The following is a 15,937-nucleotide window of genomic DNA, read 5'->3' on the forward strand; positions in this document are numbered from 1 at the left end:
ATGACCCGTCCCGTTTACATTCTTGGCGGCTGGCAAAGCGATTTCAGCGAAAACTGGATGCGCCAGGACAAGGACATCATGGCCGCCTTCAAGGACGCCGTGGATCACGCGCTGGACGCCACCGGCATCGACCCGGCGGATGTCGAAACCGGCCATGTCGGCAATTTCGTGGGCGAGCTTTTCAACCATCAGGGCCTGATGGGCGGCTTCTTCGGCATGTGCCGGGAGGAATGGGCCGACCTGCCCACCGGACGCCACGAAGCGGCCTGCGCCTCGGGCAGCATCGCCCTTCTCGCCGCCTCGGCCGAGATCGAGGCCGGACGCTATGACCTCGCCTGCGTCGTCGGGCTGGAGCAGATGCGCAATGTCCCGGGCATCGAGGCCGCGGGCCATCTGGGCGCGGCCATCTGGTCGGGCCACGAGTTCGAGGGCGTGGCCATGCCCTGGCCGCACATCTTCGCCAAGCTGGGCGACGAATATGACCGCCGCTACGGCCTGAAGCATGAGCATCTGGCCGGCATCGCGAAGACCAATTTCGAAAACGCCCGCCGCAACCCGAACGCCCAGACCCGCAAATGGGAATTCACCGAGGCCAGCTTCACCACGGACGACGAAGCCAACCCGGTCATCGACGGGCGCATCCGCAAACAGGATTGCGGCCAGATCACCGATGGCGTCGCCGTCGCCTTCCTGGCCTCCGAGGACAAGGCCCGCGCCTACGCCAAGCAGCGCGGCCTGAAGCTGGAAGACCTCGCCAAGATCGAGGGCTGGGGCCATCACTCCGCCCCCATCGCCTATCAGGCGAAGATCGATGCCGGCGGCAACAGCCCTTACATTTTCCCCCATATCCGCCAGACCGTGGTGGACGCCCAGTCGCGCGCGGGCACGACGCTGGACGCGGTGGACGTCATCGAAACCCATGACTGCTTCACCACCACCGAATACATGGCCATCGACCATTTCGGCCTGACCGCGCCGGGCGAGAGCTGGAAAGCGGTGGAGGACGGCGTCATCGCCATAGACGGCGAAAAGCCGATCAACCCGTCAGGCGGCCTGATCGGAACCGGCCACCCGGTCGGCGCGACCGGCGTGCGCATGGCGCTGGACGGCTTCAAACAGGTCACCCGTCAGGCGGGCGGCTATCAGGTGGACGGCGTGGAGCGCGTTCAGACCCTCAATATCGGCGGCAGCGCGACCACGGCGGTCAGCTTCGTCATCGGCCGCGGAGAGGCAGCTTAAATGGCGCATATCGACACCATCCAGACCGTCATTGATTGCTGGAAAAAAGGCGACCTCGACGGCGTGCTGGACCAGCTGCATGACGATGTCGTCTATCACTATCACGTCGGCTCCCGCCCGCTGGAGGGCAAGGACTGGGTGCGCCGTTTCCTGGAAAAATTCGGGGCGGGCCAGACCGAGATCCGCTGGTTCATCCGCCACTGGACCCAGGACGGCGACCGCGTGATGGTCGAAGGCGTGGATGATTATGTCGACGCCGAAGGCACGCGCATCCAGACCCCCTATATGGGCGTCTTCGAATTCGAGGACGGCAAGATCAGGAACTGGCGCGACTATGTCGATCTTGGCCTGGTCAAGATGATCAAGGACGGCGACGGCCTGCCCGAATGGGTGAAACCGCTGGTCGCGGCCTAGAGCGTATTCAACAGTTCCAGGAAATCGTCCTGCGCCGTTCCGGCTGAATGGGTGGCGTTCTTGTGGGACGCTTCCTTCATGCCGGCGTCGGTTGCCTCGTCACTGGCGTCGGCCGGGATGATCACCGCCTCCGATGTCAGGAAGCGCGCCCGGCGGACGCGGTCCGCGCCGGCGATGAAGACTTCACCGTTTGCCGTGCAGGCGGGGCTGGCCAGCCATGTCGCGCACAGCGCCGCGCGCTCCGGCTCCACGCCGTGCTTGGCGCCCGGCGGCATGTAGTCGTCCGTCATCTGGGTATGGGCGTAGGGCGCGATGGAATTGACCTTGACGCCCCGGCCATCGCCTTCGAAAGCCAGCGCCCGGGTCAGGCCGTACAGCGCGGATTTGGAGCTGGAATAGGCCGCCATGCCCGGCGCGCCCAGTATCCCGGCGGTCGACATGGAAAACACGATGCGTCCCGCCCCGCTCTCTTCCAGATGCGGCAGCGCCGCCCGCGCCAGATCGGCGGCGGCAAAGAAGTTCAGCTCGAAAATATCGCGGAAAGTCTCTTCCGGCTGCTTGGTGAAGCGTTTCGCCTCGCCCACGCCGGCGTTGGAAATCACATAGTCCAGCCGCCCGAACGCCTCGCGCGCCTGCTCCACCATCTTCGCCGCCGCGCCTTTTTCCATCGCGTCGACATGGCTGATCTCCGCCTTGCCGCCGGCGCTGCGGATTTCCTCGACCACCGCGGCCGCGCTGTCGGGCGCGCCTTCCCGCACGCGGTTATTGACCAGCACGGCGGCGCCGCGTTTGGCCAGCGCCAGCGCATAGGCGCGGCCCAGACCCTTGCCCGCGCCCGTGATCAGGCCGGCTTTTCCATCGAGTTCGAGATTCATTTGTCGGTTCTTGCTTGACGGCGCACGGTATGTGCGGGAACTATGACTTGCATAAACAAACCTTATCGGGAGGAATTCCAATGCGCAATATTCTAGGCGGCGTCGCCGCCCTTGCCGTGCTCGCCATCGCCGCTCCGGCCTTTGCCGACACGGACGAAGAAAAGCTCGCCGTCGCCAATGAAATGATCCAGGCGTGGAACGATCAGGACTGGGACAAGGTCGTTGACCTGTTCGCCGAGGACGGCTCGCTTCACTCCATGATGGTCGAGCCGATCGTCGGCCGCGAAGCCATCGGCAACCGCATCGGCCACATGGCCGAGGGCATCGAGGAGATCGAGCTGAAGATCCAGAATCTCGGCGTGATCGACGGCGTGGTTTTCATGGAGCGCATCGACGACTTCACCTATAACGGCCACGCGGGCGAAGTGCCGGTCGTGGGCGTTGTCGAGATCGAGGACGGCAAGGTTCAGGAATGGCGCGAATATTATGACCGCGCCGAACTTCTGGAAGCCATGGGCGTCGAAACGGACTTTGATTCCGAAGCGCGCTAGGCTTCTTTTCTCTACCTGACTCACACTGACAAAAAGCGAACCGTCGCCCATGACCGAGACTGAGACCGCCGCGCGGGACGATTCCTATCCGCGCCCGATCATCGCATGGGCGACGGTCGCAATTCTTTTCTTCGCCTATATTTTTTCCTTCATCGACCGGATGATCATCAGCCTTCTGGTCGAACCCCTGAAGGCCGAGTTCAACGTCACCGACACCCAGATCGGCCTCCTGATGGGGCCGGCATTCGCCCTGTTCTACACTTTCGCCGGCCTGCCCATCGGCCGCCTGATCGACCGCACGCGCCGCTTGCGCGTGGCGGGCATCGGCGCCGCCATCTGGTGCGCCATGACCGCGGCCTCCGGCATGGCGGGCAGTTTCTGGCAGCTATTCGCCGCCCGGATCGGCGTCGGCGTGGGCGAGGCCACGCTCTCCCCGGCCGCCTATTCCGTGATCTCCGACAGTTTCCCGAAGAAGCGCCTGGGCCTGGCCATGGGCGTCTACAGCCTCGGCTCCGCCACCGGCGCCGGGCTGGCCTTCCTGCTGGGCGGCATGGTGGTGGCGCTGGTCACAAACGCCGGCTCGTTCAGCCTGCCGCTGGTCGGACAGCTGGAGCCCTGGCGCGTTGTCTTCATCGCGGTCGGCCTGCCCGGCCTGCTGATCGCCGCGCTGCTCTGGATGCTGCCGGAACCCGCGCGCAAGGGAGTCGTCACGGACGGCGACCACGCCACGCTGCGCGACCTGTTTGCCTTCCTGAAGTCGCGCGCCGGCTTCATCTCCATGCATTTCCTGGCCGTCGGCATGGTCAATCTGGCCGTGTTCGCCGCCGTCTCATGGACCGCCGTCCTGTTCGTTCGCGTACACGGCTTCAGCGTCGCCAATTCCGGTTACCTGACCGGCGCGGCGCTGATTATCGGCGGCATGATCGGTCTGATCGGCGGCGGCTGGCTGTCGGACAAGGCCGGCGGCTCGGTGAAGGCCCGCATGGCGGTCTGCGGCGGCGCGGCCGTGGTTGGCGCCGTCTGCGCGGCGTTCTATTCGCTGGTCCCCAATCCCTGGCTGGCCGCCTTCATTTTCGTCTTCTTCTTCGCCGCCGGCGCCACGCCCATCGGGGTCGCCGCCGCCGCGCTGCAACAGATCGCGCCCAACCGCATGCGCGCCACCGTCTCGGCGGCCTATCTGTTCGTGGTGAATTTCGTCGGGCTGGTGATCGGCCCGCCGGCCGTCGCCGCGCTCGCCGACATGATGTTCCCGGGCGAGGAAGGCATCCGCTATTCCATCGCCATCATCTCGCCCGTCGGCTACGCGGTCGCCATCGTCTGCTTCTTCCTGGCCATGCGCTTCGCGGGCGAAGACTAGCGCCGCGTCCAGACCAGGGCGTGATGGCGGGCCTTGGCGCCCGTCCCCTCGTCCGCCGAAAGGGTCAGCGTCTCGCCCTCCAGCAGCACGTCGCGCACCTGCGTCGTGCCGACAAAGTCCGGGTTAAGGGCCAGCGTCACCTCGTGCCGCACCTGATCGCCGTCCAGCGCCCAGCGCCCGGCATATGAGAAATAGGAATCGTAAGCCGCGGCCCGCTTGCCCTCCGGCGCATTGCGGATATCGGCGCGCCCGAACAACGGCCGACCGCTACGCGCAATCGCCGCCGACATCGCCCCGTCCGCGGTATAGAGGATCATCCCCTCCGGCGCCTCGCCGAACGGATGCGTCTTGCGCCCGTCCGGATAGGAAATCGTCCAGCTGACCAGACGCCAGCTCCCGATCAGATCGTCTTCGCTCGCCATCACGCCGCCGCCGGTTCGCGGAACTGTACGATGCGGAACCGGTTGGCCACGAACGCCAGATCCGCCAGGCACGCATTGCCCGCCGGGTTCAGCCCCGTGACGTGATAATCGCTGTACGCGGCGGCAAAATTGATCGGCATGTTCGCCGGCATGTTGCACCACAGCGAGGCCCCGGCGTCGGCGAACGCGTTCTGCGCCTTGGCGAGATAATCCGGCTGCGCCGAGTAGAGATAGGAGCTGATCGCCCCCTTCTCCCGCGCCAGCCGCGCGGCGTTGGAGAGCGCCGCATCCGCGTCCGCCTCCCGGATAAGGAAGGCGACCGGCGCGAAATGCTCTTAGGAGTATAGCTCGGAATGATCCGCATCGGTCTCGATCACCAGCGGCGTCGCCGTCCGCGCATCCGGGAAATCCGGGTGGTCATAGGGATGACTGTCCAGCCGCACGCGGCCCGCCCTGCCCGCCTCCCCGCGCAATTTCTCGATCAGCTCCAGCGAGGCCTCCGCCTGCACCGCCGCGCACAGCGCCGCCGCCCGCTTCGGGTTGCCCGTCCGCTCGGCAATCGCCTCTGTCAGCCGGTCCGCGAAATCGTCGAACGTGATCCGCTCGCCGTCCGCGACGATCCCCTCCGCCGGCACATGAATGTTCTGCGGCGTCGTGCACATCTGGGCGGAGAACCCGCACAGAACATTGGCGAGGCCATTGATCAGCCCGTCCAGATCGTCCGTCGACTCGATGACCACGCCGTTGCATCCAGCCGTTTCCGTATAGACCAGCTTGTCGCGGCAATTCTGTTCGATCCACGTCCCGAAGCGCTGGCTGCCGGTATAGTCGATGATCGCGCAGTCGGCGTGCTGGATCAGGTCTATCGTCGCCGGCGCCTCCCGCGTATCGGCGGCCAGCAGCACCAGGTTCGGGTCGAACCCGGCGCTCTCCAGCACTTCCCGGCACCGCTTCACCGCCATCGCCACCGGCAGGATGCCGTTCGGGTGCGGTTTCAGGATCACCGGATTGCCGGTCATCAGGTTCGCGAAGATCGCTGGATAGGCGTTCCACATCGGAAACGTCGCGCAGCAGATCACCACCGCCACGCCGCGCGGTCGTGTGCGATAGGTCTTTTTCAGGCGCACGTCCCCGCCCGCGCCGAAATTCTTTTCCCATTCGGCTTCCTGCGGGATGTCCTTCAGCGCCTTGTAGCCATAAGCCAGCGCCTCCACCCCGCGGTCCAGCGCGTTCGCCCCGCTGCCCGAAAACGCCATCAGATAGGATTGCCCGGCCGTGTGCATTGTCGCGTGCGCGTTGGCGAAGGCCTGGTCCTCCAGCCGGAACGCCATCTCCAGGCACACCCCGGCGCGCTCCTCGGGCGTCAGGGCGTTCCAGCCCGGCATCGCCGCCCTGGCCGCCGCGAACAGCGCATCCGGGTCCGCTTTCGGATAATCGATCCCCAGCGGTTTCTGCGTATAGGGCGAAACCTCGTACCCCGTCCGCCCGATCTCCCCCGGCTGGTCCAGCTCGAAAGGCTTGCCCAGCATCGCCTCGAACGCCGCCTTGCCTTCGGCCGGCTTCTCATTGCCGTGAATCTTGCTGGAGGGCGACTCCTTGAACGGGCTCCAATAGGCGCGCGTGCGGCAGGCCTCCAGCGCCTTTTCCAGGGTATTGGCGTGCGTTTGCGCCAGATCGGCGGCCTGTTGAGTCATGGGGTCTGTCTCCTCGACAAGAAGGAACGATTTGCCGTCCTTGGTATCCGTTATGCAAGTCGCGTTAAAGCCCGTTGGCGCGGTGCGGCGCGGCAGTCGCGCAGGCATAAGCCCAGCCCCGCCAATGCCGCAAAGCACAATAAAAAATGCTGCATCGCAACAATATACACCGGCTTTCACTCAATAAAGTTGCCGTTAGCGTAAGAGGAAACCGTTGAACCGCAGCGATTTCAACCCTCGGGAGACGCTTTGCTTCGTGCATCCTTGCCACACCCCGCCCCTATCCTTGGAGCTTTTGACTTTTTCACTTGCATTTCCAAACCCTCTCTGATGACAATTGATTGACTCCGAGTCAGTGAATCGGCGCATCAATAACGCCGGGCCGGGCAAAACCGGCCAAGCCGCGGCAGTTACGCGGCCCGGCAACGGGGAGGAAAAATTCATGCGTTCCAGCATCACGCCGTCTCTCATTGCGCTTGCCGCCGCCCTGGCCGCCGCGCCGTCCGCCGCCATGGCGCAGGACCAGGGCCCGCCCGCCCAGGACCAGGCGCAATCAGGCTTCGCGCTGGACGAAATCATGGTCACTGCGCAACGCCGCGAAACCGGCCTTCAGGACACCTCCGTCGCCGTCGCCGCCGTGACCGGCGAAAATCTGGAGAACGACAATATCCAGTCCTATGAGGATCTGGCGCGCAGCGTCGCCTCGCTGTCCTTCACCGCGCTGACCCCGCTGGATAACGAATACAATATCCGCGGCATCACCAATACGCGCCTCGACTCGCCCTCGGCCGACCAGTCGATCGGCATTTTCATCGACAATGTCTATGTCGGCCGTTCCGGCCTTCTGAACACCGATTTCTTCGATATCGAGCGCGTCGAGGTCATTCGCGGCCCGCAAGGCGTGCTGCTGGGCCGCAACGTCGTCGGCGGCGCCATTTCCGTCATCACGCGCGAGCCGGAGTTCGAACCCGGCGGCGCGATCCGCGTCGGCTACGGCAATTACAGCTCCAAGTTCATTTCCGGCCACTGGACCGGCCCGATCACCGACACGCTGGCGACGCGCCTCTCCGTCCAGTACCGCGACCGCGACGGCTATAACGAGGACATCCTCCACGGACGCGACCTCGACGACCTGAAATCGGCGCAGTTCCGCGGCCAGCTCCTCTGGGAGTCTGACCAGAGCGACGCCCGCGCCCGCCTCGTCTTCGACTATATGAATGACGAATCCAACGGCTTCCATTCTGTTGGCCTGGACGACCCGAACCTGCCCGGTCAGGGACCGTGGAGCGCCACCCGCGCCCTGATCGACAGCGTGCGGGAGGGCGGTCTGGACCTGCGCGAAGGCCTGCCCGAACACCCGACCTACAAGGGCGATCTGGACCCCACCTCGCAAGGGCTGGAGCGCGAGGCCTTCGGCGTGACGCTGGGCATCGACGTTCCGGTCGCCAATAACAACGCGACCCTGTCCAGCATCACCGGCTATCGCGACGGCGAAGCCCACAATATCTACAGTCAGACCGGCCTTGGCCCGGACAGCCCGTTCGGCGTCGCCAATCCGCTCACCTTCGAATTCCCGGTGAACGAGAAGGAGGCCATCGTTCAGTTCAGCCAAGAGCTCCGCCTGACATCGTCGCTGGGCGACAGCCCGTTCGACTGGATCGCGGGCGTGTATTTCCAGCACGACGACGTGAAGAAATACGACAAGTTCTGGGTGGAAAACCTTCTGGGCCTGCCGACGCTGAACGGCGAATCCCACTGGGATAACAAGGCGAACACCACCTCCTACGCCGCCTTCGGACAGGTGGGCTACACCTTCAACGACATGTTTCGCATCGTCGGCGGCCTGCGCTATTCGCACGACAAGAAGGAAGGCACGGTCACCGGCACCGCCGTCGAAACCGGCGACAAGTTCAACCCGGATGACCCGGTCGCGGCCACGCCGCTCGCCGCCACCTTCCTGGAGGGCGAGTCCTTCACCGCCGATTATGACGACAGCTGGTCGGAGCTGACCCCGCAGATCACCGCGGAAATCACCCCCACCGAGGACCTCTTCCTCTATCTCACCTATTCGCGCGGCTATAAGGGCGGCGGGTTCGAGGACGACCCGGCCAACGCCATCGCGGCCCAGACCTCCTACGACCCGGAAACGGTCAATAACTTCGAGGCCGGCGCCAAGTGGGACTTCTTTGACGGACGCGCGCGCCTGAATCTCGCGGGCTTCTTCATGGAGTACAAGGACCTGCAGGTCACCCAGACCGATGACGGGTGCCTGTGCAACATCACCGACAACGCCGCCGACGCCGAAATCCTCGGCTTCGAGGGCGAGTTCCAGCTGCAGGCGACCGAAAACCTCTTCCTGTTCGGCGCGGTGACCGTGCTCGACACCGAATATCTGGAGTTCATCGACTCCAACGGTCTCGACGCCTCCGGCAACAAGCTGCAGCGCACCCCGGAATACCAGTATAATATCGGGGCGGAGCTGACGCTGGACGCCGGCCAGTGGCGCGATGCGCTTACCGCCCGCGTGACCTACGCCCATCAGGGCGAGCTGTTCTGGTCGCCTGAAAACATTCAGAAAGAGGAAGCCTACGGCCTCCTGAACGCCAACCTCACCCTGTCTCCGCCGGATCAGCCCTGGGGCGTGTCCGTCTGGGGCCGCAACCTCACCGACGAGTTCCACCGCGTGAACGTCATTCCGTTCCTCGGCGACGAAATGTCCCGCCTCGGCGCCCCGCGCACCTATGGCGTGGAGCTGAGCTACCAGTTCTAGCGAACAGATCCGTAAAAGGATCTTTTGCGGGGGGGGACGACCGCAGGCCGCCAACGGCCTGCGGTCTTTTCTTTTGCGGGGAAGTTTCGCGGAGCTCGCCGGGGAAAGTTCGCGTCTTCTCGACCCCGCCTTCGAGACGCCCTCACGGGCTCCTCAGGCTAAGGGCGGGGAGGTGAGAAGCCCTCTTTCTCCGCCCTTCCCATCACCCTGAGGAGCCGCGCCATGGGCGCGGCGTCTCGAAGGGCCGTCACAGAAGGCAACACGCGCTCGCTATCACCCGGAGGATGACGGTGGAGGCTGGCGGTGGGTGAAAGAGAAAAACCCTCGCCCCTTAAAAAGGGGAGAGGGTAATGACGTCCCAAAGGCCGCAAGGGCTTTGGATGACGGAATGGGAGAGGGGTGGTCAGGCGGCTACACGCAATCCTGCCAGCCCCCCGTAAAAGAAAAAAACCGCCTAAAACCGCGTATAGGTCAGGTCCTTACCGTCCCGGCCCCACATATTCATCTTGGGGTCCTCGGGGTCGAACACGCCCAGGCACCAGCCCTCGGCGGAGGGCGCGTCGCGGTTCCAGTCGAAGGTCATCTTGCGGTGGGCGATCTTCCACTTGCCGCCGCGTTTTTCGAACTTGTCGAACAGCCGCCCGCCGGTCAGCGTGTCATAGGGTTCGCCGTCCTTTTCGAACCGCGCGAAGGTCAGGACATAGGTCTCGACGAAGGCGGTATCGCCGTCCCGCTCCACATGCGTGTTGCAGATATAGTGCGCCATCGGGTGCGGGTTCTTTTTCATCCGCGCCACCGCGCCGTCGATATAGGGGTGCGCCGGTCCGGCATAGGTGCTGCCGTGCTCTTCCTCCGCGTCCGCGTGATAGCAGCTTTTCAGAAGCTCGCCGTCCGCCCGGTCGATGCCGCGCGCATAGCGGGCCAGCACGTCGCGGATGTCTTCCTTGGCCAGCAGGTCTTCGGTCGTGTTCGGGGCGTCCAGGCTCATGCCGCCATCTCCCCGGCCGCGATGCCCAGCCGCGATTGCGTTTCACGCAGGCGCGGGCCGTCGGCCCAGGTGGCGTGCGTGCCGCTGGAAATCCGGTGCGGCAGGATGATCCGGCACACCGGGCCATCCTCGATATTCTTGGCGTCGATCAGCACGCATTCCGAGCGGTTCTCGTTCATGTCGGTGATGAAGCTGACCAGATAGCCGTCATCCTCGTCCTGCGCATTCTGGCGCGGCGCGAACGGCGCCTCGCTGCCGAAGCGGTTGTCGCCAAAGCTTACGGACTGGGACTTGCCGGTCTCGAAATCATGCTTGACCACGCCGTCGAACAGGAACCAGCCCGGCTTGGTGGTGGTGGAATAGAGATAGCGCCCCTTGGTCCCGCCAATGTCCTGATTGAAGGAGCCGAACTCCAGAATGCGGTCGTCCAGATGCTCTTCCTTCGTCTCGCCCGTCTTCAGATTGAAGCGCCAGCGGTGAAGCTTGGGCCGGAAGGAATGCTCGTCGAGGAAGGCCATCATCTGCCCCAGCTCCGGGTGCATATGCTCCAGCGGTTGTGGCTGCGGCTCCTCCTGGAAATAGCCGTCCAGGACGATCTCGTCGCCCTCTTCATAGGCGTTCATCCAGTGCAGCACATAGGTCGGGTCCGCCTCGAACCACTTGATGTCCTCCGGCTGGCCGTGGCGCGGGATAATCGCAAAGCGCGTCGGCAGGTCGCGGAAGAAGCGGCTGGCGTGAAAACCCTTGGCCAGCGCGTCCGGGTCCCAGAACAGCGGCAAATCGGCCAGGATGGAATAGTTTTCCGTGTACGCCATGTCATGCGGCAGGCGCGGCCCCGGCAGCTCGATCGGCACGTAGTGCGTCAGCTGGTTATCCTTGTCCACGACGCCGTAATGCATGTACGGCGCTTCCTTGGAGTAGTTGAAAAACATCAACTCCCCCGTCCGCTCGTCCACTTTGGGGTGCGCCGAAATGCCGTAATCGGACGGCACCCAGCTTTCGGGACCGGACTGATCCAGCGTGTACGGGTCCAGCCGGTAACCGTCGCCGCACTGATAGAAGGTGCTCAGCACCCGGCCGGCATGGACCACCACGTCGGTGGAGGACGAATCCTTCAGCCGCCCCTGCGCGCCCCAGCCCTCGCGCTTGGATTTCTTCGGGTTCTCGGCGATGCCGGCCCAGATGGCGCCGCCTTCCTTCATCTCTTCCTCGAACGCCTTGGTGCGGACGAAGCGGTTGCGGTAGAAGGCCTTGCCGTCGCGGAACGACATGATGTGGATCATGCCGTCGCCGTCGAATGGGTGATACGTGCCGATCGGCTTGTGGATCGGGTTTTCCGTGTTCCGCACATAGACCCCGTCAATGTCCTTCGGGATCTCGCCGATGACTTCCATGTCATGGGCGTCATATTCGTCGAAATTCGGCGTCCAGGCCCCGGTCATATAGGGGTGGTCGGTCGGCTCCAGCGTATGGGGCACGGTATTGATGAGGTGCGCAGTCATAATTCGCGTCCTGACCTCTCGTCTCGATTAGGAATTCAGCCGTTCGGCCATGTCGCGCTCAAGGCCCTTGGGATCGCGGGCCAGCGCGGCGCGTATGGCGACGGCGTGTGGATCGGTGTCGTGCTCGTCAATGCCGGCGGCGATGGCCTGCAGCCCGGCTTTGGCGATATCTTCGGGCGGCGTCTTGTGCCGCGTGACGTGGGATGCCATGCGCGTATCCACGGCCCCGACGATCAGCGCGGTCACCTGCGTGCCCTGCGGCATCAGCTCGGCCCGGATGGAATTGGAGGCCGCCCGCGCGGCGAATTTGGACGGGCTGTATCCGCCCATGTCCGGCACGGCGATGATCCCGCCCGCGGACAGGACATTGATGATCGCCCCGCCGCCATTGGCGCCCAGCGTCTTCGCAAAGGCCCGGCACATGGCGACCAGGCCGAAGAAATTCACTTCCATCTCCTGCCGCAGGCCGGACATGTCCTCTGCCCCGATCAGCCGCTTGTGCGCATAGGCGCCGGCATTGTTCACAAGGATGGAAACATCGGTGCAGCGCTCGGCCGCCGCCGCCACTTCGTCCGCGTTCGAAACATCCAGCTGGATGGGGACGATGCGGTCATCCCCGCCCGCCGCCTCTTCCGCGTCGGACAGCTTGCGCGCGGCCAGATAGACCTTGGCGGCGCCGGCCTCCAGCATCTCGCGGACAAAGGCGTTTCCGATGCCCCGGTTGCCGCCGGTGACCAGCCCCACAGCCCCTTTCACGTTCATGCCCATGGCGGAACCCTAGCCTCCCATCTCGTAGAGAATGTCGTTCGGCTTCTTGCCGCCCCGGACAAGCGCGGACGGGTCGGTCGCGGTCTGGCCTCGGCTCCAGGTTTCCTTGGTCTCCATCTCGTGACCCCATTCCCAGCACATGCGGCGATGGGCGATGGCCCATTTGCCGTCGCGCTTCTCGAACTTGTCGACGGCGCGGCAGCAGGAAAGATGGTCGAACGGCTCGCCATTTTCCTCACGCCGGGAGAAGGCCAGGAAATAGCATTCGGTCAGCGCCTTGTCGGGGCCTTCCAGCTCGATGGCGATATTGGTGATAAGGTGCGTCATGCGCGGGGCGGTCGGGAAGACCTCCCGCAGCATGGCGACATATTCCTCGCCCGTGCCAAGGAAGGTGCCGCCATGATCCTCGATCGCGCCGGGATGATAGGCGGCGGCGATCAGGTCCGCATCGCCGCGGTCGGCGCCGCGGCAATAGCTGACCAGCACTTCGTTGATGGCCTGCTTGTCCAGCAGCGCCTGAATCTCGGGATCGCGTTTCGTCTCGCTCATGACTTACACCGCCGGCTTGTCGAGAAGGGCTTTCGCGTAGTCCGGCAGCTCGTCATCGCCGGACATGTCGGCGACGCCGCGGTCGAAATAGTCGCGCCAGCTGCAGATCTTGTCGCCGCGGAATTCGTAGATGCCCATATAGGGCACCGCCACATGACCGCCTTCGGCCAGGTCAAACTCGTCCACGCCCTCGACCAGAAGCTGGTCGCCTTTTTCGGCGTAGTTGAAGATGCGCCAGTTCGGATTGCGGACCTTGGCCTTGTAGGCGTCCAGGAATTCCCGCGCCCCGTCCTTGCCGTGCTTGGGCGGCTTGGTAACGGCGGAATAGTGCCACTCGATATCGTCGGTCAGGAATTCCAGGACCGCGTCGATGTCCTGCGTCTCCCGCCACACATCGGTGAGGCGTTTCAGAATCTCGATTTTTTGACCCATCGTTTTTCTCCTCCCCAGGAGTTTTCTTCTTTATTTGAAGTGTTTGTGGTGCAGCGTGATCCCCGGCGCTTCCACGACGCCCGGCGGAGCGACGCAGACCAGCGGAATGGAATTGAGCACGGAGCCCGCCACGCCGAACTGTTCGGCATGGGTGCGGGCCTGGATATGGTCGGGCTTGGTCATGTCCAGACGGATTCGGATATCCGGCACGCCCGAAATCTCGACCTTCCACAGGCTCTCGTCCGGGTTCTGCAGGTGCGTGTCGTCCATCATCCAGTCGATGGCCAGCGTCACCAGCGTCTTGCCCTCCGACACGCCCAGCCAGCGCCAGCCGGTGTGGCTGACCGTTCCCGCCGGAATCGTGCCGGCCGCGGTGGGGACGTCCGTCTCGGCGGCGAACATCTCGTGCGCGGTCTGAACACGATCCAGCGGGCGGCCAAGGCGATGCACCATCTGGGCGACCACCTCGGTGAACATGACATTCAGCATCTGCGCCGGCGGCCAGTCCGGATCGTTGGGGTCCACCGCGCCCGGCGTGGAGCCGAAACCCAGCACGTCGAAAATATATTCCGGGCTGGGAATGGAATTGCAGAGCACGGTCTCGCTGACCTTCACATGGTCAAGCTGCGTGCAGAGGCCGGTGGCCGCGGCCGCCATCTTTTCCATCGCCCACCCCGGGTTCAGGCCCGCGCCCAGAAGGCTGGTCCCGCCCTCCTTGCAGGCGTCCTCGAACGCCTTGAAGTGGTCCCCGCCCCAGTGCTGCGGCCAGGTATGGCCGTTGATGGATATGACATTCTTGCCCGACGCCAGAAGGCGCTGGATGTCGCCGTCATGGCTGCCGGCCGGCGGCGTGATGCGCGGCGCATGGATCACCACGTCGGCGTCCAACTTCAGAATATCCTCGATATCCATCACGGCCTTGATGCCCGTGGGGTCGCGGCGGGCGATATCGCCAGCGTCCGCGCCGACCTTTTTCGGGTTGTAGACTTTCAGTCCGACCAGCTCGAGATCGGGATGATCGATGACGCCGCGCAGACAGGTCTTGCCCATCGCGCCCGTCGCCCACTGGATAACGCGATAGCCCATCAGCGCGCGCCGTCCCCGCCCCCGGCCGCGTTTCCGCGGGCGCAGGCGTCATAATTCGTATCTGTGTAAACCACCATCGGCCCGAGATTAACGACTCGGGTTCGATAATGAAAGTGACTTTTCTGACGCGCGCCGATGCGCCCCGGCTTCAGGACGCCTCGCGGATCGACTCATCTGCGTCGTCGCTGGCCCCTGCGGCTTCCTCGACCGTGAACTCGACATCCTTCGGATCGATCGGTTCGCCGCAGGCCGAGCAGGTCACTTCGGTCTGAAGTTCGTTGCCGCACGGACGATGCTGAAGGATCAGCGGCGGGCCTTCCGGCGCGGCGTACCAGGAATCGCCCCACTGCATCAGCATCAGCAGGACCGGATAATAATCGATGCCCTTCTCGGTCAGCCGGTACTCGAAACGCTGCGGCGAGGTGGAATAGGCATGCGGCTCCAGCACGTCCATATTGACCAGCCAGGACAGGCGCTCCGACAGGATATTGGTCGCGATGGCCGTATCCTTGCGGATCTCGTCGAACTTGCGCAGACCGGTGAAGACCGAGCGCAGGATCAGGCTGGACCAGCGATCGCCCGTCAGCTGCGCCACTTCATCCATCAGCGTCGTGCGCGCTTCCGATCCGCCCAGATCACGCTGCCGCCGGCGGCGGCTATAGGTGGCCGCCATCCAGCCCACGCCCGGGCCTTCTTCCCAGTCCACGTCGCGGGCCACGACTTCGCCGTGGCAGGATTTGCAGCTGGGCGTCGGGTCGAACAGGTTTCCGCAGGTCTTGTGGCGCAGCACGATATTGATCTTGCCGTCGCGATTGCCCCAGCGGCGCTCCCACCGCAGCATCATCAGCGAGGTCCAGTAGAGCGCCCGGCCCTTCTGGGTCACCCGGTATTCGTAGCGTTTGGGCGAATCCGAATACGGAACCTTCTTGAAGACCTTGGCCGCGACCAGTTGTTTCAGGCGGCTGGAAAGCAGCGCCTTCAGCAAGCCTGTCCGGCGGCGGAAATCATCGAAGCGCCGCGCGCCCAGCCAGCTTGATTCGATAATCAGCAGCGTCGGCGTATCGCCCACCGTCTCCAGCGCGCGCCAGATGGAACAGGTACGGATGAATTTCTTTTCGGCCACGTAAAGCCTTTCGAATCGCTTGAGGGCCAGCGGGACTCAAACCCGCTTCGTTTATTAAACCCGCTAAAGCGAAAATTCAAAAGCCCGCATCGTCTGTGAGGGGAAAATATCCCCGCAAACCCCGTTTTTACGGAGATAGAAAGATTGACAAAGCCTCGCCCGGCGCA

16 protein-coding genes are annotated in these 15,937 nt (G+C 64.1%); 5 read left to right on the plus strand and 11 right to left on the minus strand.

The features are described 5' to 3' along the window. Positions 1–1,239 (plus strand): acetyl-CoA acetyltransferase, encoded by a 1,239-nt coding sequence (locus tag H2040_RS01210; RefSeq protein WP_022697498.1) that lies wholly within the window; start codon positions 1–3, stop codon positions 1,237–1,239. After that, entirely contained in the window at positions 1,240–1,653 is a 414-nt protein-coding gene (locus H2040_RS01215; protein ID WP_287153624.1) for a nuclear transport factor 2 family protein, read from the plus strand. Here the strand turns inward: H2040_RS01215 and H2040_RS01220 are convergent. Then, the gene (locus H2040_RS01220) at positions 1,650–2,528 is read right to left on the minus strand and encodes an SDR family NAD(P)-dependent oxidoreductase (RefSeq protein WP_287153626.1); all 879 of its coding nucleotides are present in this window, start codon (positions 2,526–2,528) and stop codon (positions 1,650–1,652) included. The two genes, H2040_RS01215 and H2040_RS01220, sit on opposite strands and share 4 nt — an antisense overlap. Before the next feature lie 80 nt (positions 2,529–2,608). Between H2040_RS01220 and H2040_RS01225 the strand changes: the two genes are divergently transcribed. Further along, positions 2,609–3,079, plus strand: a complete 471-nt coding sequence (locus H2040_RS01225) for a limonene-1,2-epoxide hydrolase family protein (protein ID WP_022697494.1) — start codon at positions 2,609–2,611, stop codon at positions 3,077–3,079. 49 nt (positions 3,080–3,128) lie between these two features. Beyond that, positions 3,129–4,436, plus strand: coding sequence for an MFS transporter (locus H2040_RS01230; RefSeq protein WP_287153629.1), 1,308 nt, complete (start codon positions 3,129–3,131; stop codon positions 4,434–4,436). On the opposite strand, the gene H2040_RS01235 is transcribed toward H2040_RS01230, so the two are convergent. The 3 genes from H2040_RS01235 to H2040_RS01245 all read right to left on the minus strand — a co-directional run bounded on the left by H2040_RS01235 (position 4,433) and on the right by H2040_RS01245 (position 6,552). Further along, complete coding sequence (locus H2040_RS01235) at positions 4,433–4,858, minus strand: lipocalin-like domain-containing protein (protein ID WP_287153761.1); 426 nt, start codon at positions 4,856–4,858, stop codon at positions 4,433–4,435. The two genes, H2040_RS01230 and H2040_RS01235, sit on opposite strands and share 4 nt — an antisense overlap. Next, positions 4,858–4,998 (minus strand): hypothetical protein, encoded by a 141-nt coding sequence (locus H2040_RS01240; protein ID WP_287153631.1) that lies wholly within the window; start codon positions 4,996–4,998, stop codon positions 4,858–4,860. The genes H2040_RS01235 and H2040_RS01240 overlap by 1 nt, the downstream gene beginning before the upstream one ends. 195 nt (positions 4,999–5,193) lie before the next feature. Continuing rightward, positions 5,194–6,552, minus strand: coding sequence for an aldehyde dehydrogenase family protein (locus tag H2040_RS01245; RefSeq protein ID WP_287153633.1), 1,359 nt, complete (start codon positions 6,550–6,552; stop codon positions 5,194–5,196). 442 nt (positions 6,553–6,994) lie between these two features. Here H2040_RS01245 and H2040_RS01250 point away from each other — a divergent pair, with 442 nt between their 5' ends. Continuing rightward, positions 6,995–9,322: a TonB-dependent receptor gene (locus H2040_RS01250; protein WP_287153635.1), complete on the plus strand. Its 2,328-nt coding sequence runs from the start codon at positions 6,995–6,997 to the stop codon at positions 9,320–9,322. A 454-nt stretch (positions 9,323–9,776) separates the two neighbouring features. Here the strand turns inward: H2040_RS01250 and H2040_RS01255 are convergent, their stop codons facing one another. From H2040_RS01255 to H2040_RS01285, 7 genes are all read right to left on the minus strand, one after another. Then, positions 9,777–10,310: a nuclear transport factor 2 family protein gene (locus H2040_RS01255; protein ID WP_287153637.1), complete on the minus strand. Its 534-nt coding sequence runs from the start codon at positions 10,308–10,310 to the stop codon at positions 9,777–9,779. Continuing rightward, positions 10,307–11,812, minus strand: a complete 1,506-nt coding sequence (locus H2040_RS01260) for a carotenoid oxygenase family protein (RefSeq protein ID WP_287153639.1) — start codon at positions 11,810–11,812, stop codon at positions 10,307–10,309. The genes H2040_RS01255 and H2040_RS01260 overlap by 4 nt, the downstream gene beginning before the upstream one ends. Positions 11,813–11,839: 27 nt before the next feature. Beyond that, positions 11,840–12,580, minus strand: a complete 741-nt coding sequence (locus H2040_RS01265) for an SDR family oxidoreductase (protein WP_022697486.1) — start codon at positions 12,578–12,580, stop codon at positions 11,840–11,842. Between the two features lie 9 nt (positions 12,581–12,589). Next, complete coding sequence (locus tag H2040_RS01270) at positions 12,590–13,129, minus strand: nuclear transport factor 2 family protein (RefSeq protein WP_287153643.1); 540 nt, start codon at positions 13,127–13,129, stop codon at positions 12,590–12,592. 3 nt (positions 13,130–13,132) lie between these two features. Continuing rightward, positions 13,133–13,561, minus strand: coding sequence for a nuclear transport factor 2 family protein (locus H2040_RS01275; protein WP_022697484.1), 429 nt, complete (start codon positions 13,559–13,561; stop codon positions 13,133–13,135). A 30-nt stretch (positions 13,562–13,591) separates the two neighbouring features. Next, a complete protein-coding gene (locus H2040_RS01280) occupies positions 13,592–14,647 on the minus strand; it encodes an NAD(P)H-dependent amine dehydrogenase family protein (protein ID WP_287153645.1) in 1,056 nt (351 codons plus the stop codon). A 148-nt stretch (positions 14,648–14,795) separates the two neighbouring features. Continuing rightward, positions 14,796–15,770, minus strand: a complete 975-nt coding sequence (locus H2040_RS01285) for a winged helix-turn-helix transcriptional regulator (protein ID WP_022697482.1) — start codon at positions 15,768–15,770, stop codon at positions 14,796–14,798. Positions 15,771–15,937: the final 167 nt, after the last annotated feature.

It is taken from the genome of Euryhalocaulis sp. (assembly GCF_013911995.1).
In the GTDB taxonomy this organism is placed as follows: domain Bacteria; phylum Pseudomonadota; class Alphaproteobacteria; order Caulobacterales; family Maricaulaceae; genus Euryhalocaulis; species Euryhalocaulis caribicus.